18 protein-coding genes and 1 tRNA gene are annotated in these 21,825 nt (G+C 54.9%); 14 read left to right on the top strand and 5 right to left on the bottom strand.

The features are described from left to right. Positions 1-59: 59 nt before the first annotated feature. Positions 60-1,376, bottom strand: a complete 1,317-nt coding sequence (gene shiA, locus FY206_RS15990) for a shikimate transporter (protein ID WP_032641530.1) — start codon at positions 1,374-1,376, stop codon at positions 60-62. Between the two features lie 255 nt (positions 1,377-1,631). Between shiA and pagP the strand changes: the two genes are divergently transcribed. Then, the gene (gene pagP / locus FY206_RS15985; RefSeq protein ID WP_032641528.1) at positions 1,632-2,207 is read left to right on the top strand and encodes a lipid IV(A) palmitoyltransferase PagP; all 576 of its coding nucleotides are present in this window, start codon (positions 1,632-1,634) and stop codon (positions 2,205-2,207) included. On the opposite strand, the gene FY206_RS15980 is transcribed toward pagP, so the two are convergent. Genes FY206_RS15980 through FY206_RS15970 form a run of 3 tightly spaced genes read right to left on the bottom strand, consistent with a single transcriptional unit; the run spans position 2,204 to position 7,313 of the window. Continuing rightward, a complete protein-coding gene (locus FY206_RS15980) occupies positions 2,204-3,169 on the bottom strand; it encodes an acyltransferase (protein ID WP_032641527.1) in 966 nt (321 codons plus the stop codon). The genes pagP and FY206_RS15980 overlap by 4 nt on opposite strands. Further along, positions 3,166-6,228 (bottom strand): efflux RND transporter permease subunit, encoded by a 3,063-nt coding sequence (locus FY206_RS15975; protein WP_032641525.1) that lies wholly within the window; start codon positions 6,226-6,228, stop codon positions 3,166-3,168. Before FY206_RS15975 ends, FY206_RS15980 begins: the two co-directional genes overlap by 4 nt. Then, entirely contained in the window at positions 6,228-7,313 is a 1,086-nt protein-coding gene (locus tag FY206_RS15970) for an efflux RND transporter periplasmic adaptor subunit (RefSeq protein ID WP_032641523.1), read from the bottom strand. Before FY206_RS15970 ends, FY206_RS15975 begins: the two co-directional genes overlap by 1 nt. Before the next feature lie 394 nt (positions 7,314-7,707). Between FY206_RS15970 and FY206_RS15965 the strand changes: the two genes are divergently transcribed. The 3 genes from FY206_RS15965 to ldtA are packed head-to-tail and all read left to right on the top strand — an operon-like array spanning position 7,708 to position 11,839. Next, positions 7,708-8,139: a universal stress protein gene (locus tag FY206_RS15965; protein ID WP_032641521.1), complete on the top strand. Its 432-nt coding sequence runs from the start codon at positions 7,708-7,710 to the stop codon at positions 8,137-8,139. Positions 8,140-8,186: 47 nt separating this feature from the next. Beyond that, positions 8,187-10,883, top strand: coding sequence for a cation-transporting P-type ATPase (locus FY206_RS15960; RefSeq protein ID WP_032641519.1), 2,697 nt, complete (start codon positions 8,187-8,189; stop codon positions 10,881-10,883). Between the two features lie 59 nt (positions 10,884-10,942). Then, positions 10,943-11,839, top strand: a complete 897-nt coding sequence (gene ldtA, locus FY206_RS15955) for a L,D-transpeptidase (RefSeq protein WP_032641517.1) — start codon at positions 10,943-10,945, stop codon at positions 11,837-11,839. A 134-nt stretch (positions 11,840-11,973) separates the two neighbouring features. On the opposite strand, the gene FY206_RS15950 is transcribed toward ldtA, so the two are convergent. Next, a tRNA-Asn gene (locus FY206_RS15950) sits at positions 11,974-12,049 on the bottom strand. A gap of 320 nt (positions 12,050-12,369) precedes the next feature. Between FY206_RS15950 and nac the strand changes: the two genes are divergently transcribed. From nac to FY206_RS15900, 10 genes are all read left to right on the top strand, one after another. After that, the gene (gene nac, locus FY206_RS15945; RefSeq protein WP_032641516.1) at positions 12,370-13,287 is read left to right on the top strand and encodes a nitrogen assimilation transcriptional regulator NAC; all 918 of its coding nucleotides are present in this window, start codon (positions 12,370-12,372) and stop codon (positions 13,285-13,287) included. A gap of 96 nt (positions 13,288-13,383) precedes the next feature. Next, positions 13,384-14,334, top strand: a complete 951-nt coding sequence (gene cbl, locus FY206_RS15940; protein WP_032641515.1) for an HTH-type transcriptional regulator Cbl — start codon at positions 13,384-13,386, stop codon at positions 14,332-14,334. Positions 14,335-14,807: 473 nt separating this feature from the next. After that, entirely contained in the window at positions 14,808-15,248 is a 441-nt protein-coding gene (locus FY206_RS15935) for a Rid family hydrolase (RefSeq protein ID WP_045890546.1), read from the top strand. Beyond that, positions 15,241-16,431, top strand: a complete 1,191-nt coding sequence (locus FY206_RS15930; RefSeq protein WP_077064124.1) for an MFS transporter — start codon at positions 15,241-15,243, stop codon at positions 16,429-16,431. Before FY206_RS15935 ends, FY206_RS15930 begins: the two co-directional genes overlap by 8 nt. 48 nt (positions 16,432-16,479) lie before the next feature. Continuing rightward, positions 16,480-17,730, top strand: a complete 1,251-nt coding sequence (locus FY206_RS15925; protein ID WP_045890545.1) for a cation:proton antiporter — start codon at positions 16,480-16,482, stop codon at positions 17,728-17,730. Between the two features lie 4 nt (positions 17,731-17,734). Then, positions 17,735-17,998, top strand: coding sequence for an acyl carrier protein (locus tag FY206_RS15920; RefSeq protein WP_032641510.1), 264 nt, complete (start codon positions 17,735-17,737; stop codon positions 17,996-17,998). A gap of 2 nt (positions 17,999-18,000) precedes the next feature. Then, a complete protein-coding gene (locus tag FY206_RS15915) occupies positions 18,001-19,446 on the top strand; it encodes a class I adenylate-forming enzyme family protein (protein ID WP_072001213.1) in 1,446 nt (481 codons plus the stop codon). 9 nt (positions 19,447-19,455) lie between these two features. Beyond that, complete coding sequence (locus FY206_RS15910; RefSeq protein WP_032641508.1) at positions 19,456-20,139, top strand: hypothetical protein; 684 nt, start codon at positions 19,456-19,458, stop codon at positions 20,137-20,139. A 55-nt stretch (positions 20,140-20,194) separates the two neighbouring features. Further along, positions 20,195-21,313: a beta-ketoacyl synthase N-terminal-like domain-containing protein gene (locus FY206_RS15905; RefSeq protein WP_243144140.1), complete on the top strand. Its 1,119-nt coding sequence runs from the start codon at positions 20,195-20,197 to the stop codon at positions 21,311-21,313. 15 nt (positions 21,314-21,328) lie between these two features. Then, entirely contained in the window at positions 21,329-21,817 is a 489-nt protein-coding gene (locus tag FY206_RS15900) for a hypothetical protein (protein WP_045890544.1), read from the top strand. The last annotated feature ends 8 nt before the right edge of the window (positions 21,818-21,825 follow it).

Below are 21,825 nucleotides of genomic sequence, written 5' to 3'. Positions count from 1 at the left end.
TCCACAGGTGTGCGACTCTACCCGATAGTATGTCACACGCCTGTGAAACAAAAGGGAGATCAGCCGTGGCGCGTCTCTTTCATCAGCAGCGCCGTCGCCGCCGACAGCAGACAGCCGGCCAGCAGATAAATCGCCACGCTGTGCCAGTTACCGCCGGAGAAGGTCACCAGCGCGGCAGCAATAAACGGCGTAAACCCACCGCCGACCACGCTGGCGACCTGGTAGCCTACGCCCGCGCCGCTGTAGCGATAGCTTGCGCCGAACAGCTCGGTAAACATCGGCTGCTGCACGCAGACCACCATATCGTGAGCGATATTCGCGAGCATGATGGCGAAGAAGACGATCCAGAAGACGGACTGCGCCTCCAGCGCCATAAAGAACGGCCAGGCGCTGAGGGTGCCAATCAGCGCCCCGGTGATGTAAACGCGACGGCGGCCAAACCGGTCCGCCAGCCAGGCAAAGAAGGGGATGGTCAGGCAGCTGATCCCGCCCACCAGCAGGCCGATATTCAGGAACAGTTCGCGCGGCAGGCCGAGATTCTGCGTCGAATAGTTCAGGGCAAACGCGGTGACGATATACATCGTCAGCAGTTCGCACAGCCGCAGGGCGATAATTTTCAGAAAAGCGCCAGGGTGCTGAATCAGGGCTTCCATCACCGGCAGCCGTTTTTTGGCGGCCGGTTTTTCCTGCTGCTGTTGTTCGAATTCAGCGGACTCCTCCATCCCGTTACGGATCCACAGGGCGGCAATCACCAGAACGATGCTGAAGATGAACGGAATGCGCCAGCCCCAGCTCAGGAACTGCGCGTCGGTGGTGAGCTGGCTGATTAACGATACCAGCCCCGTGGAGAGCAGCAGGCCTACGCCGTAACCCACCTGCACGCCGCTGCTGTAAAACGCTTTACGGTTTTTCGGCGCGCTCTCGACGGACAGCAGCGCCGCACCGCCCCATTCGCCGCCCACGGCGAAGCCCTGGATGGCGCGCAGGGTGACAAGCAGTACCGGTGCCCACCAGCCAATGGCGGAAAACGACGGGAGAACGCCTATCAGCGCGGTGGCGATCCCCATCATCCAGACGGTGAGCATCAGCATGCGCTTGCGGCCGAGACGGTCGCCGAAGTGGCCGAAGATCACCCCGCCCAGCGGGCGAAACAGAAACCCGACGCCGAAGGTGGCAAAGGCGGCGAGCGTGCCCATCGCGGGGCTGACCTGCGGAAAGAACTCGCGGTTGAAGACCAGCGCGGCAGTGATGCCGTAAAGCAGAAAATCATACCAGTCGACGACGGCGCCCGCGAAGCTGCCCAGGGCTGCGCGGCGGGCACGATTGAGCGAAGGGGTCTCCTCGCCGGGGCGGTCGGAGATGAGGGTGGAGTCCATAGTTGTCCTGTCCATACTGATTTTAATTATTGGTATAAGAAAAGGTCACTCACATAGCGGCCGTCATATAAACGGAACCTATGAGACTACCGCGACAGAACGTCTGAGAAAACGTTTTTATCTTTCCGAAAGGCGCTGAATAAAGAAATTTCATCAACACCTTCAGCGATATAATTATGTCTGCTTGACGCGGTGATCTGCTGAATGGTTTACAGTAATAGTGACCGCTGCGTGAGTTAAGCTGAGGGAAACACGATGCAACGCACCTTTTCGGCAATCTGGATGTTCCTGTTTTTATTCGTCGCACCGCTTCACGCGGAGCCCAACGTCTACGGTGAACAGCGCATCAGCGGCTGGTGGAATGCGCTGACGGATGATATTTCGCAAACCTGGGAGCAGCCTCAACGTTACGATGTGTACCTGCCATTTTTGAGCTGGCATGCCCGCTTTATGTACGACAAAGAAAAAACCGACAATTACAATGAAATGCCGTGGGGCGGTGGCCTGGGCGTCTCCCGCTATAACGAAGAGGGCAACTGGAGCGCCCTTTTCGCAATGATGTTCAAAGACTCGCACAACGAATGGCAGCCCGCGATGGGCTATGGCTGGGAGAAGGGCTGGTATCTGGATGACGCCAACGATTTCCGGCTTGGGCTCGGTGCCGCGGCGGGGATCACGGCGCGAGATGATTTTGCAAACTATGTCCCGCTACCGTTCATCTTCCCGCTGTTCTCGGCAAGCTACAAGCGCGTTACCGTCCAGTTCACCTATATTCCAGGAACCTATAACAACGGGAACGTGCTTTTTGCCTGGCTGCGCTTAGGCTTTTAAAGGGTGATCACCTTTTTTGCCACGGCGTTAGACAATACCAGCATGGAGAAGAGAACAGAGCTGACGAACGTGAGCACAATCAACGTCAGCTTCATGCCGAGAGAGGTCACCGGTATCAGCGCCGTCAGCAGATGAAATACCGAGTAGTGCATAATGTACACGCCGGTCATCGTTTTGCTGATGGCGGCCAGGATGGACTCCTTCAGTTCAGCATTGCGGCGAAAGCGTACGCCGTTCGCCGCAATCACCAGCGCGACGATCAGAACGTAAATTTGAGAGCCGGTGAGGATAAAGGCGTTTCTGTCGGCCTTAAACAGGGCAAAAAAGAAGTGGCGCTCGTAAAACCAGGTAAAGAGGTAGATGAATGGGATGGCGATAACCGCTGCCCGAACCACCGATTTGCGGCTTATCCACTCGGCTATTTTGGGGTCGCAGAAGAGTTGCCCCGTCAGATAAAACAGCAGCCATGTCCACAGCCGATACTGCGGTGACAGGGAGAGGACGTGCGCGTCAGGATACAGCGCCGATAACAGGTCGTATCCGTAAGAAAAGACCAGCAGTGCAGCAATCGCGGTGCAGAACAGCGCTCGCCGCTGGCTGAGCCATTCCACCACAGGATGGAAGGCGTAAATCACGACAAATGCGAACACGAACCACGGCTGGATTAAATACCCGCGCTGATACGGCTCCCACAGGTAGTAGATCGTTATCCAGAAAAGAAAGACGGTCACCAGGCTTTTAATTTTGCCCAGCTGCCAGCGGCTCCCGTGCCGGGATTGCCCGTCGAGATAGCCCGACACCACAAAAAACAACGGTGTGGCAATCGTCGAGATGAAGGTTAAAAATCCCAGGATCCAGTGGTAGTCATAATCATAACGATCCCAGGTGTTGTAGATGGTGAAGAAGGTAACCGCCGTCATACAGCCCAGCGTCTTGATAATATTCAGCCCTGTCGCATTCATTGTTGTTTGGCTTCGTCCTTACGATGGAAACACGCGTAGATTACGGGAAGTACCAGCAGCGTCAGGATTGTAGCAAACCCCAGTCCAAACATAATCACAACGGCCATGCTCTGGAAGAAAACATCCAGCAGCAGCGGCGCCAGGCCCAGTACGGTCGTAAACGCGGTAAGCAGGATAGGGCGCAGGCGCGAGGTGGCGGCGTAGACGATCGCCTCGCGCTGAGCTTTGTGCGCCTTCTGCTGCTCGATCTCTTCCACCAGCACGATGCCGTTGCGGATGAGCATTCCGCTCAGGCTGAGCAGGCCGATCAGCGCCATAAAGCCGAACGGGATCCCGGTGATCAAGAATCCCGGCGTGACGCCAATCAGCGCCAGCGGCACGGTCAGCCAGATGGCGACGGCGTTTTTCACCGAGCTGAACATCAGCACGGTGATAACAAACATCACCAGGAACCCGATCGGCAGCGTGGTGAAGAGCCCCTGCTGTGCTTCGCTGGAGTTTTCCGCATCGCCTCCCCACTCGATGCTATAGCCGTGGGGCAGGGCGAGGGCGTCAATGCGCGGCTTCACCCGGGCGAGGATATCGCCGGAGGTTTGCTGGCTAAGGGGATCGGGGTCGGTCATCACCGTCAGCACCCGCGAGCGGTCGCGCCGAAGGATGAGCGGATCTTCCCACTCCAGCGAGAAGCGGCTAACGACGTTGCTTAGCGGGATATACTGCTGTCGCGTCTGGCTCCAGACCAGCACGTTGTTCAGGTGATTGGCGTCCAGCCGTTCGCTTTCCGGCGGGCGCACCACGACCGGAAGCAGGTCGCTGCCTTCCCGGTATAATCCCGCCCGGCTGCCGGAAAAGTTCATCTCCAGCGCGTTGTCGACGTCCTGCTTGTCCACGCCAAGCTCGCGGCCCAGCGCGGCGACGTACTGCGGACGGATCACCTTGCTGCGGTTTTGCCAGTCGTTTCTCACGCTGCCCGTCGCCGGGTCGCTCGCCAGAATATCGTCCACCCGGCTGGCAATCAGGCGCAGCCTGTCAGGATCGGGGCCCTTGATGCGTACCTCAATGGCGCTGTCGCCGGAGGGGCCAAACATCACGCGTTTGGTGCTGGCGTTAACCTGCGGATAGTTTCGCGCGATGTACTCGTCCACGTGGCGCGTCAGTGCGGAGATGTTGCGCTGGGCATCCATGCGCACCATGATCTGCGCGTAGTTGCTGTACTGCCGCTGTCCGCTATAGGTCAGAATAAAGCGCATGCTGCCCTGACCGATGGTGGAGACGGTGGTTTCCACGCCGGGCTGGCCGTTAATGGTTTTCTCGATATCGCCGGTCATCTTCTCGGTCCATTTGATATCGGTGCCGTACGGTAACCAGAGGTCGACAAAGAAAATCGGCGTATTTGACGAGGGGAAAAAGTTTTGCCGCACGGCGCCAAAACCCCAGACTGACGCGGCCAGCAGAGCAGCCATCACGATGAGCGTTGGCGCTTTGCGGAACAGCAGCGCGTTCAGGAGGCTCTGATAAAGGCGGTAGAGGCGTTTGTCGTAAGGATCTGACTCGTCGGGCTTCGCGGCCGCACCGTCGTTTTTAAACAACCACCACTTAATCAGCACCGGCGTGATGGTGAGCGCCGAGAACCAGCTCAGCATCAGGGAAATCAGCAGCACCTGGAACAGGGATTTACAATATTCCCCGGTAGAATCCTGCGACAGCCCGATAGGCGCAAATGCCAGGATGGCGATCACCGTCGCCCCCAGCAGCGGCAGGGCGGAGCGCCGGATGATGTAGTTAATGGCGGTCAACAGCGGGGAGCCCTGCTGACGCGCAACCAGCACCCCTTCAACAATCACGATGGCGTTATCCACCAGCATGCTCAGGGCGATGATCAGCGCCCCGAGCGAGATGCGCTGCAGCTCAATGCCCCACAGATACATGATCAGCAGCGTGCCCAGCACGTTAAGCGCGAGGGAGAACGCAATGATGATCCCGCTGCGTACGCCCATAAAGATCAGCAGCACGCCGATAACAATCGCCAGCGCCATCAGGAAGTTAATAATAAACCCGTTAACAGAGTGGCCCACTTCGGCGGCCTGGTCGTAAAACAGGTCGATGTGTATCCCTGCCGGTTTTTCCGCTGACATCTGGTTTAGCTTCGCCTCCAGCGCGTGGCCCACGTCGATCACGTTCACGCCGGGAATAAACGAGACGCCCATGGTGACGGCTTTTCTGCCGTTAGCATGGTAGATACTGGCGGGCGATTCGTTCAGCCCGCGCGACAGCGTGGCGATATCCCGCAGACGCGTCGCTGCCCCGGTGCCGGAAGGCGTGATGATGAGGTCGGCCAGTTCATCCAGATTTTCGAACTCACCGGTCGGATGCAGGCGAATGGATTCCGTTCCCGAGCTGATTTCTCCGGCGCTGGAAACTACGTTCAGCCTGCCGAGCAGGGCGGAAAGCTGGTTAAGCGTGATGCCGCGCGCGGCCATTTTGGTCAGGGAGATATCGATGTTGACCTGCTGGCTGACGGCTCCGCCGATGGCAACTTTACCCACGCCGGGGACCAGAACCAGTTCGCGACGCAGCTGCTCGGCATATCTCACCAGTTCAGGATTGCTGAATTCGTCCCCGGAAATCGCAAAGAAAAAACCGAACACGTCGCCGAAATCGTCATTTACAAAGGGCGTCACGACGCCGGGCGGGAACTGGCGCGAGGCATCGCCCACGCGACGACGCAGCTCGTCCCAGATCTGCGGCAGTTCGTTCGAATGATAGCGCGAGGCAATGTTCACGGTGATTTGCGACAGGCCGTTTGAAGAGATCGAGCTGACATTGTCCAGATAAGGCAGCTGCTGAAGGGCATTCTCCAGCGGAAGCGTCACCTCCTCTTCGACCTGCTGAGCGGAGGCGCCAGGATAGTGGGTAATGACCACGGCGGTTTTGATGGTAAAGGCCGGATCTTCCAGCCTGCCAATGTTGAGCAGGGCGTAAATGCCCCCCACGCCGAGCAGCAGGATCGTTAGCCAGACGCGAATGGGGTTATTAATAAACTGGCGAGAGATATCCATTACAGTCCCCGTTCACGCGTCCAGACACGTACCGGCTGGTTAGCATGAAGCTCACCAACGCCTGCAGCCACCACGCGCTCGCCCGCCTTGAGCCCGTGCGTAATGACAACGCCCTCGGTGGTGACTTGCCCCACGCTGACCTTGCGGTCTTCAAGATGGAGCGCGTCGCCTTCTCCCGCGACGACCCAGACGTGCGGCTCATTGCGCGGGCTGTTGTTTGGGTTAAAGACCGCCTCCACCGGGACGACCAGCGCCTCGGCGCCCGCACCTGCCGGGAGGTTGGTTAGATTGATTGTCACCGTACCGCTTACGCCGCCCACGGCGGGAAAATCATCCGGGCGCGGCATGGTGAGGATCACCTGCCAGGTCAGGGTGTTGCTGTCGCTGCTGCCCGAGTGCTCTTTATAGACGGCGGTAAACTCCCGATCCGGGAAGGCGTTAATTCTCACCACGGGACGATACTGCGCGTTACGAATATCAAAGGTTCTGAACAGGTTCTCAGGAATACTAAACACCACGTCCAGCAGGTCTGTGCGGGTCAGCGTCAAAACAGGCTGACCCGCAGACACCACCTGATGGTTTCGGACATGCACGCTGGCCACCGTTCCGCTGAAGGGGGCGACGAGCGTCATTTGATTGAGCTCTTCACGGGCAATCTGCAGCGCCGCATTTGCCGAGTCGCGGTTCGCGCGCTGCACGTCCATTTCTGCTTTAGAGATAGCCTGGCGGCCCGCCAGCGTCTGGAAGCGGTCGAACTGCCGCTGGGCCAGCGTTGCCGCTGTTTGTCTGTCGTTAACGCGCTGCTGGGCTTCACGGGCATTTAATCTCGCAAGCTGCTGCCCCTGCTTGATGGCTGCGCCCTGACGGATATCGAGCGCCTCAATTTGACCCGCGCGCTTGAAGGAAAGGTCTGTGGCATCACCCGATTCTATGCGTGCGGGAAAAACGCGCTGCTGGGCGTGGCCGGGGAGCGTCACCTCCGCCACTTTTACCATGCGCGGCAGGGGGGCAGCTTGCTCGGATTTCGGGTCACATGCCGTGAGCGTTAACAAAACGAACGGTAAAAGAGAGAGGTAGCGGTTCACTGTATTCCCCTAATAAATAACTGTTTTATTTATTCCATAACCTGGGCAGGGGTGACACTATTCTGCCAGAACAGTGACGACCATATAGGTAAATAAACCAATCGCCGTACTGGCGATAATGGCAAGCGCAATAAACAGACCGAGGCGGAGCAGGCTTAAACCATACATAAATTCCTCCATGAGCCGGAAGCGGTGGCTGACTATGAGCATAGTCGGCGAAAAGATAAATGTTAAATAACCATTATCAGCGGGGGGCGCTAAACCTGATATTCATGTGCTACGTTTAATATCATTCATCTCTTTTTTGCGTAACTGGCATTAAGGGCAACCCCCTGCATTTAATGCGCTTTTTGCTTCTCTCACTCTCGTGTTGGTTATAAAAAGGATGCTCGATATGTACAAAAACATTCTCGTTCCGGTGGATGTCTACGAGACAAGCCTGGCGGATAAAGCGTTGCAGCATGCCCATTTTCTGGCGCAGAGCGCATCGGGTGACGTTCATTTGCTGCACGTGATGCCAAAATTTTCAGCCGAGCTGACGCGTGGTTTTATTTCAGATGCGCGTAAGATGGATGAATATATGATTAATAATTCGAGGGAAAAACTCTCTGACCTGGTCAAAAAATTGAATTTGCCAGAAGAGCGCGTTCACCTCCACGTCCGGAGCGGGAACGTTCGTGATGAGGTGATTAAGCTTGCGGATGAACTTGCCGTCGGCGCGATTATTGTCGGCTCCCGAAATCCCAATATTCAAACCCATTTATTGGGCTCAGAGGCGGCAAGTATCGTTCGTTACGCCCATGTTCCTGTTTTCGTTATTCGTTAATTGCATGAAAGCAAGGTAATTTCTGAATAGAACCTGAGGAAGGAACGATGAAAACAGGAAAACCTGAACGTCCGTACTATCAACAAACCGTTGACGAAACCCTGTCGAATATCCACTCCACCCTGGAAGGACTTAGCGGCGCTGAGGCATCCGCCCGGCTTCAGCAGCATGGTGAGAATGCGTTACCGCAAAAAGAGGGCAAGCCTGCCTGGCTGCGCTTTCTGGCACATTTTAACGATGTGTTGATTTACGTTCTGCTGGTGGCCGCGTTGCTTAAGCTCTTTATGGGCCACTGGGTAGACATGCTGGTGATCCTTGGGGTTGCGATCGTCAACGCGCTGATTGGCCATATTCAGGAGAGCAATGCTGAAAAATCGTTGCAGAGCATTCGTAACATGCTCTCCAGCGAAGCCGTGGTGGTGCGACAGGGGAATCATGAAACAATCCCCACCACGGCGCTGGTACCGGGCGATATCGTGGTGATCCGCGCCGGGGACCGCATCCCCGCGGACCTGCGCGTGATTGAAGCGCATAACCTTCGCGTGGAGGAGGCCATCCTCACCGGTGAATCCACCGTTGTTGAGAAAAACAGCGATGCGTTAAGCGGGGAACTGCCTCTGGGCGATCGCTACAATTTGCTCTATTCAGGGACCACCGTCAGCTCCGGCGGCGGTAAAGGCGTGGTGGTGGCGACCGGGGGCGAGACCGAGCTGGGCCACATCAACCAGATGATGTCCGACATTGAAAAGCACCGTACGCCGCTGATGGTGCAGATGGATAAGCTCGGTAAGACCATCTTCATTACCATTCTGGTGATGATGGTAGCGCTGTTTGTCTTTAGCCTCCTGTTCCGGGATATGCCGGTTTCTGAACTGGTGCTGTCGCTTATCAGCTTAGCCGTTGCTGCCGTGCCGGAAGGCCTGCCGGCCATCATCTCCATCATCCTTTCGCTTGGCGTACAGGCCATGGCGCGCCGTAAGGCCATCATTCGCAAGTTGCCGACGGTAGAGACCCTGGGCGCAATGACGGTCATCTGCTCGGATAAAACCGGCACCCTGACCATGAACGAAATGACGGTCAAGGCGGTGATTACCGCCGATACGACCTATCGCGTGGAGGGAGAAAGCTACGAGCCGGTCGGCAATATTCACCCCGTAGACGATCCGACGCCCGTCAGCGTGACGCAGGGTTCCCTGCTGGAACGCTACCTGCGCACCATCGACCTCTGTAACGACAGCCAGCTGATCAAAGACGAGCAGGGGCTGTGGAAAATAACCGGCGGCCCGACCGAGGGCGCGCTGAAGGTGCTGGCGGCGAAGATCCCGCTTCCCGCGCGGGATACCGAAATGCGCAGTAAAATCCCGTTTGATTCGCAGTATAAATACATGTCCACGCTGTACCGTCTGGGCGAAGAAGAGGTGATTTTACTCACCGGCGCGCCGGACGTCCTGTTCCGCCTCTGCCAGTTCCAGCAGACGAATGACGGGCTGCAGCCGTTCGATCAGCCATACTGGGAAGGGAAGATTGAAGAGTATGCCCGCGAAGGGCTGCGCATGGTGGCTGCGGCCTGGAAACCCGCCCGCGAGGGACAGCGTGAGCTGGATCACCCTGACCTGCAGGATGGCGTTATTCTGCTCGGTATCGCCGGGATGATGGATCCCCCGCGTCCGGAGGCCATTACCGCGATTGCCGACTGTCTGCAGGCCGGGATCCGCGTGAAGATGATCACCGGCGACCACCCGCAAACGGCGATGAGCATTGGGCAAATGCTGGGGATTGGCAACGCCGCAAGCGCTATCACCGGACGTGAGCTGGAGGCGATGGACGATCGTCAGCTGAGCGACGCCGCGCAGCAGTACGATATTTTCGCCCGAACCAGCCCGGAGGATAAATTCCGACTCGTGCAGGCCCTGCAAAGTAAACAGGAAGTGGTGGGGATGACCGGGGATGGCGTAAATGACGCTCCGGCGCTCAAGCGGGCGGATGTGGGGATCGCCATGGGGATTAAGGGGACTGAAGTCACCAAGGAAGCCGCGGATATGGTGTTAACGGATGACAACTTTGCCACCATTGCCAGCGCGGTGCACGAGGGGCGTCGGGTTTACGATAACCTGAAAAAGACCATCCTGTTCGTTATCCCCAGCAACATTGCCCAGGCCCTGCTGATCATCATCGCGCTGCTGGCGGGGAACCTTATCCCGCTGACGCCGGTCCTGATCCTGTGGATGAACATGGCCACCTCGGCAACGCTGTCGTTTGGCCTGGCGTTTGAAGCGGGTGAGAAGGACATCATGAACCGGCCACCGCGCAAGGCGAATCTGCATGTGATGGACGGCTATGCCATCTGGCGCGTGGTGTTTGTCGGCCTGATGATTGCCATCAGCGCCTTCGTGCTGGAAGCCTGGCTACAGCCGCGCGGCTACTCGGCGGAATTTATCCGCACCGTGCTGCTGCAAACCCTGGTGACCGCGCAGTGGTTCTACATGCTTAACTGCCGCGTGAATGACGGCTTCTCGCTGAGCAAAGGCCTGCTGGAGAATAAAGGGATTTGGATCGTGAGCGGCGTACTGCTGGCGCTACAGCTTCTTATTATTTACGCGCCGTTCATGCAGATGCTGTTTGGCACCGAAGCGCTGCCGTTCCGCTACTGGGTCATTACGTTCCTGATTGGTTTTGTGATGTTCCTGATTGTCGAGGCGGAAAAGGTGCTGACGCGCAGGTGGCGCAAAACCGAGGCGAGATAGCATACGCAGAGAAAGCCTGACGGAGATCGGGCTTTCTCTTTTTTTGAGCGCAGGAAACTATGATTCGATTTACCTCGTTCGTCCTTACGCTGTGTGCCGCTGTTCCCGGTGCATTTGCCGTAACCTATACCCTACCGCCGGAAGGCAGTCGTCTGGTGGGAACCCCGACTATCGTCACCGTTCCGCAGGGCAACACGCTGCCTCTGGAGGCTTTCGCCGCGCAGCACGGGCTGGGCCTAAGCAATATGCTGGAAGCCAACCCGGGCGTGGATCCTTTTCTGCCTCAGCCCGGCACCCGGCTGGTCATTCCCCAGCAGCTCATTTTGCCCGACACCGTCCGCGAGGGGATTGTCGTGAACGTGGCGGAAATGCGCCTCTACTATTACCCGTCAGGCAGCAATACGGTGGAAGTATTGCCCATCGGCATCGGTCAGGCCGGGCGTGAAACCCCGCGCAACTGGGTGACGGCGGTTGAGCGTAAGCAGGAGGGGCCCACCTGGTCTCCGACGCCGAATACGCGGCGCGCCTATGCGGCTGAAGGGAAAACGCTTCCGGCCTTCGTGCCCGCCGGGCCGGATAACCCGATGGGCCTGTATGCGATATATATCGGCAGGCTGTATGCCATTCACGGCACCAACTCGAATTTCGGCATCGGGCTGCGCGTGAGCCAGGGCTGTATCCGCCTGCGGAATAACGACATCAAATACCTTTTCGATAATGTTCCCATCGGAACCCGCGTGCAGCTTATCGATCGGCCCGTTAAAGTCACCACCGAACCGGACGGCAGCCGCTGGGTAGAGGTTCACGAGCCATTATCACGTAACCGCGCGGAGTTTGAATCGACCCGGAAAGTGCCGCTGCCCATTTCAGCCGCGCAGCGAACGCAGCTGATAAACGAAGGGGCGGGAGCCGAACTGGAACGGCGATCAGGGATGCCGGTGAAGCTCAGCCATTGAGTTCGTTTCGCCCGGTGGCGCTGCGCTTACCGGGCCTATAGTCCCGTAGGTCGGGTAAGGCGAAGCCGCCACCCGACAATTTTACCCTGAGCAGAAAAGCAAAAAGCCTGCTTTAAAAGCAGGCTTTTCAAATTTGGCTCCTCTGACTGGACTCGAACCAGTGACATACGGATTAACAGTCCGCCGTTCTACCGACTGAACTACAGAGGAATCGTGTGAACGGGGCGCATATTATCGACCTCCGTTCGCCTTGTCAAAGGGTGGATCGCCGCCTTTTGATCGTTTGCTGACAAAATCGGCAAAGTGATGTTTTTGCCAGCGAAATGCACCGCTTTGGTGCGGGTGTACCCCTAATGGGGCAGATCGGAAACTGCTGTTTCGGTAATAAAACCCCCGTCCATGATTAGCTTTCCTTATTTTCAGGCGCTTAGCGGCCAATCCAGACCGCCTGGTAAAAGTGGCACTCATATTGCAAAACCTGTTCAACAACGACAGCCGGTTACGGCACAGCATTTCGAACAGGGGGCAAAATGAACTTAAGACGACTGAAATACTTCGTAAAAATCGTCGATATCGGCAGCCTGACTCAAGCAGCAGAAGTGCTGCATATCGCGCAGCCTGCGCTGAGCCAGCAGGTGGCTACTCTGGAAGGCGAGATGGATCAGCAGTTGCTGATACGCACCAAACGCGGCGTCACGCCAACGGAAGCAGGGAAGATCCTGTATACCCACGCCCGCACCATCCTTCGCCAGTGCGAACAGGCGCAGCTGGCGGTAAATAACGTCGGCCAGACCCTGAGCGGACACGTTTCCATCGGTCTGGCACCGGGAACGGCCGCATCGTCTATCACCATGCCGCTGCTGCAGGCCGTCCGCGCGGAGCTGCCGGAAGTGTTGGTGTACCTGCACGAAAACAGCGGTTCTGTCCTGAATGACAAACTGCTGAGCGGCCAGCTGGACATGGCGGTGCTTTACGATCGCTCGCCTGTCGCCGGGATCACCAGCCAGCCGCTGCTGAAAGAGGATCTCTACCTTGTGGGCACCCGCGACTGCCCGGGACAGAGCGTCGACCTTACCGCCGTGGCAGAGATGAACCTCTACCTGCCGCGCGACTACAGCGCCGTGCGCGTGCGCGTGGACGAGGCGTTCTCCCTGCGCCGCCTGACGGCGAAAATTATCGGCGAAATTGACTCTATCTCTACCCTTACCGCGGCCATTGCCAGCGGCATGGGCGTTACCGTTCTGCCAGAATCCGCCGCGCGCTCGCTGTGCGGTGCGGCAAACGGCTGGATGGCCCGCATCACCACGCCGACGATGAGCCTGCCGCTGTCGCTGAACATGTCCGCACGCGGTTCGCTGTCGCCGCAGGCGCAGGCGGTAAAAGAGATTTTGATGTCGCTGGTCAGCAAGCCATCGCTTGAGAACCGTGAACTTCAGCTCGTGAGCTGATATTCCATAAAAGCATAAGATGCTGGTTTTTATTATTTGTTCTGCGGCACGGCTGACTCTAACAATAGAGCTATGTCAGATGCGCCGGAGTGAATCGTGAATTTCCAGCAACTTAAAATTATCCGTGAGGCGGCCAGGCGGGACTATAACCTGACCGAAGTCGCCAATATGCTTTATACCTCTCAGTCCGGCGTCAGCCGCCACATTCGCGAGCTGGAAGAGGAGCTCGGCATAGAGATCTTCATCCGTCGCGGCAAGCGGCTGCTCGGCATGACGGAGCCGGGTAAGGCATTGCTCACCATCGCTGAGCGGATCCTCAACGAGGCCAGCAACGTGCGTCGTCTGGCTGACCTCTTCACCAATGACGCCTCGGGCGTGCTCACCATCGCCACCACCCACACCCAGGCGCGCTACAGCCTGCCGCCGGTGATTAAAGCGTTCCGCGAACTTTTCCCTGACGTCCGTCTGGAGCTTATCCAGGGTACGCCGCAGGAAATTGAAGTGCTGCTGCAAAACGGTGGGGCGGATATCGGCATTGCCAGCGAGCGCCTGAGCAACGACCCGCTGCTGGCGGCGTTCCCCTGGTTCCGCTGGCATCACAGCCTGTTACTCCCGGTCGATCATCCGCTGAATCAGGTTTCGCCCCTGACGCTGGAAGACATTGCCAAATGGCCGCTGATTACCTACCGCCAGGGCATTACCGGACGGTCGCGCATTGATGAAGCCTTCAACCGCAAAGGGCTCGCGCCGGACGTGGTGCTGAGCGCGCAGGATTCTGACGTGATTAAAACCTACGTCGAGCTGGGTCTGGGCATTGGCCTGGTGGCGGAACAGTCCAGCGGAGAGCGCGAAGACGGAAACCTGGTGCGTCTTGATACGCGTCACCTGTTTGACGCCAACACCGTCTGGCTCGGCCTGAAGCGCGGACAGCTGCAGCGCAACTATGTATGGCGCTTTATCGAACTCTGTAACGCCGGGCTGTCCGTTGATGAGATTAAACGTCAGGTGATGGAGCCGGAAGAAGTGGCGATTGATTATCAGATTTAAGCTCCTTTTAGCACCCGTCTTGGTCGACGAGAAGCAAAAGCCTGCAATTAAAGCAGGCTTTTTTATTGAAACCGTTTAATTTCCTGCCCGCGAGTTCTCAAGAATACCCTGCTGAATACCCCTAACCTATGACGTCATAAGATTGTCTTATATTTAAATATTTCTCATATTTTCCATGAGGTTACATATAAGAATAAATAACGAAATATTATTCTTTTAGGTGGGGGGGAATATTTGCATGCGGTAAAACCCCCCAGCTAAATAAAAGAGTCATTATTTTAATGCTTAACTCATTTAATTACGGCTGTCTGCGGGATATTTACCGTCTTATCGATCATTTAATTTTATTAATTTGGATGTTGATTGGTTAGCTGTGCTTACAGCTTATCCAGGAAACGCTTACTTAATTACCTGATAAATTTTGGTTAATTTTTTTTGTTATTTTTTCTGGACAAATTTGATCGGGTTGTAATATGTTTGTTTCACCCAGTGATGAAAGGCATGACATTGTGGAATCAAAAAGACTTATTACTTCCGGCAGCAGCTGGGAGGAGGCTTTCGGTTTCTCGCGAGCGGTAGAAGCAGACGGTTGGCTATATATTTCGAAAACGGGACCTCTTAATTCTTGTGGTGAGATTGAATCGGATGATATCTCACGGCAAACGGAATGTGTTCTAAATAAGATCAGGGGGATACTTGAATCCAGTGGTTATGCAATAGACGACGTAATACAAAGCAGGCTTTATCTGACTGAAATTGAAGAATGGCAGCAGGTAGCGCGTATCCATGGACACTATTTCCGTGATTCCCGACCTGCATTTACGTTATTGCATGTCCTACCGTTTCCCGAGAAAAAAATGAAAGTTGCAATTGATATTGTGGCAAAAAAAAGACAGGGGGCAATTAATGAGTGATATCGCACAAGAAAATGCGGTTTCGCCGTTATTTATCTGGTTCGCCAGCATCGCGGCCGGTACGGCTATGGCAAATAACTATATTCTCCAGCCCGTATTGCCCGCTATCGCAGCATCTTTGCAGCTGCCTCTGTTTTATACCGGCTTCATCGCGGCGAGCATGCAAATAGGTTATATGCTGGGAATACTGTTTCTTGTTCCGCTTGGAGACAGCGTTAACCGTAAGAAACTGATTATTTGTCAGTTTATTCTCCTCTCACTTGCGCTCTTCGCCGCTTCACTGACCCGTCAGCCGTTGCTCCTTTTTAGCGCAGGGATCGTGACAGGCGCCATGGCGACAAGCGCAGTGCAGCTGAATGCGCTTGGATTTCACGTTACGCCAAAAGGCGCTACGGTCGGACTGATCACGATGGGCATTTCGGCAGGAATACTGCTCGCGAGGCTAGTGGGCGGCAGTCTGTCCGATGCGCTTGGCTGGCGAGGAATGCTGGCCATCGTCGCAGCCGTTATGGCCACCATGGCGCTGCTGTCCTTCAGATGCCTGCCTGACGTTAAACCCGCAAGGGAGACGGGGTATTTGAGCGTCATGGCGCAACTGCCGGGCTTACTGCGTAACGTGCGGCTTATTGAATCTGCCGTCACCGGAGAGGCATGGTTTTTCGTCTTTAGCCTGCTATGGGTGACCATTATGCTTCATCTGCAAAGGCCGCCACTCCGTCTGCCTGCGGGAACTGTCGGATTATTTGGCCTGGCGGGTATCGTCGGTCTTGTACTGGCGAACTATGCGGGAAAACTGGCTGACCGTTTCGGATGTCGCAGCGTGATTTTTGGCGGAATGGTATTCGTGGTTGTGGGAATAGCCATACTGTTTCTTTTTCCTGCGTCCTTACCGGGAATTACGCTGGGCATAATATTATTCGATTTAGGGTGTTTTGCCGCGCAGGTGGCTAACCAGACGCGGGTACTCGGATTACATCCGGATAAAAGAAGCAGCCTCTATGCGCTTTATATGTTCTTTTATTATGCATTGGGCGCAGCCGGGTCCGTTACCGGCCCGTGGGTTTATGAAAGGTGGGACTGGCAGGGCATCTGTTTACTGAGCCTCGTCATGGTGATGATAGCGATGATAACCACCGCGATAGGGCATTTTAACGAGAATAGCGTCACCCACGTTTCGAACTAAACACTTTTAATATCATTAAATTCAACGCTAGCATTGGCGGGGATACCCATGTTTATTATTCAGCTTTCGGTAATTGTTTTTGCCTGCTATGTCGTGGGCAAACTTATGGAGCAGATAGGTCAGACACAGGTTATTGGCCATATTGCTGCAGGCGTTTTATTGGGACCGACTTTCTTTCCCGGGATAATGTCTGTGTTCTCATTTCAAACGTCTTTATTTAGCCAGGAGTCGCTGACAACCATTGATAAGCTGGCGAATCTGGGCATGATTTTGCTCATGTTCGATATTGGGTTGTCGCATTTCCATGGTCATAATCATGGCCGTCGTAAGCAGACTATCGCTGCGTTAAAAATAGCGTTACTGGGCATGCTGCTCCCGTTTATCGGTGGCCTGTTAGCGGGGAATTCGGTCCATGCTGAACTGGCGCCACAAACCGATCGTCTTTTATTTAATATCTTTATGGGAACGGCGCTGGCGGTATCCGCTCTGCCGGTCATTGTGCGAATCATTGAAGATTTAAAAATGCTTCACCTGGCCATCATTCCCCCCGTCATTACCGCTGCCATTCTTACCGATGTGGCCGGCTGGGGGATTTTGGCCCTGGACAGCGTTTTTGCTGCGGTTGAAGGAAAATCTGATTCGCTGTGGTCGTATGTCGTGGTCGTGACCGCAGCCCTGGTACTTTATGGGTTGGTGACCGGCAAAGTCGTTGTTCCCCTGCTTAATCGGTATGCGCACAAGCCGGAGATGAGATTTCCGGCGATCATTTTTTGGATTTTGGTCAGCGCGTGGGGAGCGGAGTACCTTCACCTGCACAGTGGTTTCGGTGCCTTGCTGGCGGGCAGCATGTTTGCGCGGATCCCCGGGTTAGCGAAGCAATGGCATGCGAGCATGAACGGTTTCATGCACTATCTTTTACTTCCCGTGTTGTTTGTCAGTGCCGGTCTGAAAACGCATTTCGACTTCAGTATGGCAACGCAGGATATTGCCTGGATAATCGGTTTCACCTTACTGGCATTTATCACCAAATTCAGTGGTGCTCTGCTCGGGGCGCGTATTTCAGGCTATACGCTTCGTGAAGCCTCCATGATTGGCGCGCTCATGAATACGCGTGGCCTGATGGAGCTGGTTGTGCTGTCTATCGGGCTCGAATTGCATCTAATTTCACAACGCGTCTACTCCATTATGGTCATCGTGGCGCTCGTGGTAACGGCAACCACGCCGCCAATATTACGTTGGTTAAATAAAGAATCATCTTCCGCTGTAGTAAATAAAACACTTGAAAACATTAAAGGGTAAAATTATGAAACTGGATATGCCTGTAATTGTCGATCGTATTAAAGAAATTATCGCCGACCGTATTGGTCTGGACGTCGAGCGCGAAGATATTGCTGACGAGACCGGTCTCGCCTCAATGGTAGGAATGGATTCTATTGGATTTGTAGAATTACGCTTCCAGTGTGAGGAAGAATTTAATATTAAAGTTGAAGATAAAGAGTTTTCGCCCGCGAATTTTTATTCGTGCCAAACCCTTTCGCGTTTCATTATGAATAAGCTTGGAGCCTGAGAATGTTAACGCGAGCAGAAGAATGTGCCGCATTTGTTCCCTATGAGCCTGCCGGTTTATTTTCTCCGGTGCAGGCAACGTCTGCGGTGGGGACCAGCGGCACTGAAGGAGAGAGTTATCAATACTATGTCGATTACTGGCAGCGGCAGAGTCTGGAACCCGGTCGGGTGGTGCTGATAGCGATGCCGAACTGCCCGGACTTGATGTATATGTTCTTTGCTGTCCTCAACAGCGGCTTTGTGCCTGCGCTGATCCCGCCGCTCACGCCAGCAGAACGCATCCTGCAGATGCTTGAGGACTTTGCGGCGGGGGCGCTGGTGCGTACGCCGGTTCAGCCAGGACGATGGCAGGAGCTGGGCGTAAGCGAAGCCGAACCCCTCGGGCGTTGGCAGGTGGGAAAATGCCGTGATGGCGGACCCGTACAGACACAGCCGGGGCAGGTCGTGATAGCCACGTCCGGCACGTCGTCGTCGTTCAGCAGCGGCTGTGTCCATCATTTTGATTCGCTGCGGCGTAACGCGCTGCGCCATGCCAAAAGTATCGGCATGAGCGCCAGCGACAGGGTATTGATCAGTTTGCCGATGTGCTATTCCACCGCGCTGGTTGCCCAGATGATTGCTGCCCTGGAGACGGGCTGCGAAATTGTTATTAGTGGACCTCCGTTTTCTGTCCCCCATTATCTGGATGATTTACAGCGATACGGCGTGACCCTCAGTTCGCTTACTCCGGTCTTGCTGCGACAGTTGAACGCCTGGGAAACAACGCTTCCGCCGGGGTTAAATAAACTGACGATTGGGGGCGATCTGGCTGCGCCGAATGAGGTGGAAGCCTTTTTAGTCCGACAGCCATGGCTTGAGTTATATCTGACTTATGGCATCAGTGAGGCCGGACCGCGGGTGTCGACTTGCCCGGCTCATCTGCTGGGGAGAGGATATTATGCGTCAGCCGGACGTCCTATTGACCAGACGGAAGTGCGTATCCTGCCAGGTGCAGACGGCCAGGACGGGCAGGGAGAGTTGCTCATTAGTTCTGATACGCTCCTCGTCAAGCGCATTGGGCGCGGTAACCGACAAACGTTCATTGAGCTTGATGGCAAACGCTGGCTTCGCACCGGAGACATCTTCTTCCAGGACGCGGATGGGTTCCTGTTTTTCAAAGGCAGAATCAGTGATTTCATTGTCATCAGGGACGAGAAAGTCAATATCGGCGCCGTTAAGCAGCTGTGCCGGGAAATAAAAGGGGTGATGACCTGCAAGACCCACATTGTCAATGAAGGGGATCAAATTGCGGGGTTCGATATTGTTTTGACCTGCGATGAATCAGTGATCAATGAAACCAATTGCCAGCAGCACAGTGCCAGCCTGTTGAAAAAGCTCAAACGCCACGAGCGGCCGCGTAATATAAACTTTGTTTATTGCGGCGCGGCTTCCTTAACACAATATAAGTAAGGTTATGTTATGCATGATGAACTTCGGGAACTGGCGCGGGCGGTCATTGAAAAATATCACCTGGCGAACCTTGATGATATTTTACGTGAAGTTCCAAAAACAATGTGTCATGTCCTTCAGGAATCCGACGTGTTTGAGACATGGCCGGCAGACATCGTTCGCCTCAAATTCCCTGAGGAGCACTGGGATTATTATATTTCACGCTACGAGCATTTTCGCGACGAGGTTATACGTAACCTGACGCCTCAGGATTATCTTCGTGAAATGCTGGAGAAAACACAGCGCTTGCCCTGCTTTTGCTCGGAAATGGCCGACGTGTCGGCAATACTGTATAGCCAGATAATCACCAGGCCAGTGTATTCTCTTCGAAATATCTTTGTGAATTACCTTTATTTACCTCGCCCCTGGCATTGTATTAATGCAGTGGTGGAAGATGAGCGGATTCGCTATTTTGATATTTCTGCTTATGCACAGGTTCTTGACCGTAAAAGAAGGAAAGTGGTTAAGCCTGCCGAGCTGGAAGGATTTGATGCAACAGATATCGCATTTGATTTTATTGAAAGCCCACGCTGGCTACAAAAAGAACCCTATCAACGAAGGATAGAATTAGCGGCAGGCGAGATTAAAGATAATTTCTTTCCCTCTCCGCTTGAAGATAAACCTTTAAACGAGTTTTTGCGCACGTTCTACTGATATATCGTTAATTCACTTTAACCAGCTTATCGTACTATTTTGCGGTAAAGGAAAAATGATGACTACTACAACGTATGTCGCCAATGTTGTCGGCATGGGATGGACAACTGCGTCTGGCGATCGTATCGAGGATGTTTTCCAGACCTTACTGGAAAAACAAACCGGTATTGCGCCTGCGCCATCGGATCGAAGCTTGCGTACCGATCTGGCCGCCATGCTGCCGGGTGAATGGCCTGCCGAAATGCGCGAAAAATTGATTGGGCTGACGAAACGCACGGCCCGCCGGGCGCTCGAGGATTCGGGGGCAGCAGAACCTGTGCCGGAGGAGCGACGCTTTTTAATTGTCGGAACCAGTCTGGGATTCCGCCTCGACAGCGAGGCGTTTTGGCGGGAGCCTCTCGACGGCTGGGTCAACGAGGTGGCGGAGTCGCTGGGAATGGAAGGAATAGCCCTCTCTACCGCCTGTTCCTCGGGCTCGGATGCTCTTCTTTTGGGGGCGCATTTAATTGCGACGGGGCAAGCCGATCTGTGCGTATGCGGCGGTGCCGATATTCTTACTGATTCAAAACGTCTGGCCCATAGCGCATTAGGCACGCTCTCACTTTCTACCCTGAAATCGTTCGATGCTACACACGAAGGAACTATTCTCGGAGAAGGGGCCGGTTTTCTGGTGCTGCAACGAGAAGGCGGCTCTGCACCACGCGTGCTGGCAAGGCTTGTCGGTGCTGGTGCGTCTAACGATGCGGCAGGCTTGACCGCGCCGGATGAGCAAGGCAATGGCATCCGCCTGGCACTGCAGCGTGTCCTGACGCAGGCGGGACTTGAGCCTGGCGATATTGCGCTGATTAATGCGCACGGTTCGGGCACCCTGACCAACGATCGGGTTGAAAGCAATGCCTATAACCAGTTTTTCACACATCGTCCCTGGGTCTTCGCGACGAAGGGCAATTTTGGCCATACCCTGGGGGCGACAGGGGCGCTGGAAGCCATCGCGCTCATTCATAGCCTCAATGCGGGCACGATCCCTCCGGTCTATGAACTGAAAAAGCCAATTGAAGGCCTGCGTTTTAATTTACCTGCCGCGCAGCCTCAGCCCTTAACGGGAAAGACGGGATTAAGCATGACGATTGGGTTTGGTGGTTTCAACACCTGCCTGATATTTACCGTAATGTAAAAGGTGGGGCAGCTAATGAAGATCGTTTCTACGAGTACCGCACGCTCATTAATCTGGTCAGATTTAGATGAGACCTTGCGCCGGGGGCTAAAAACAGCCGACCCATTGTCTTTAAACGTGCTGTTTACTGTTGATGAACTTTATCAACGGCACCAGGCATTGCTGAATAATCATCTTGAGAGCGTCGGGATTATTCAGTTTGGCACGGCATTCCCGGTGAATACCAGTGAGAAAATTATTCATGACATGGCAATAAAATCGCGCGTCTCTCCGGTCGATTTTATTAATGCCAATGTTGGGGCACCTATTTCTATTTGCTGTACGCGCTATCGCTTTCAGGGACCCACCATGGTACTGACAATGCCGCAGCGCACCGGCAAAGAAATTGCCCTGTCTCTGGCGAGAGAATGGTTAACACAACAGGCAACCTGGCTTTTTCTGATTCAGGCAGATCACACGCGTGAACATGAAATCGAAATAACAACTCAGTTAGTCACTCAGTAATATTATAA

Source organism: Enterobacter chengduensis (assembly GCF_001984825.2).
Taxonomy (GTDB): domain Bacteria; phylum Pseudomonadota; class Gammaproteobacteria; order Enterobacterales; family Enterobacteriaceae; genus Enterobacter; species Enterobacter chengduensis.
Note: the sequence above shows the minus strand (reverse complement) of the source record. Positions and strands in the feature narration are given on the sequence as shown.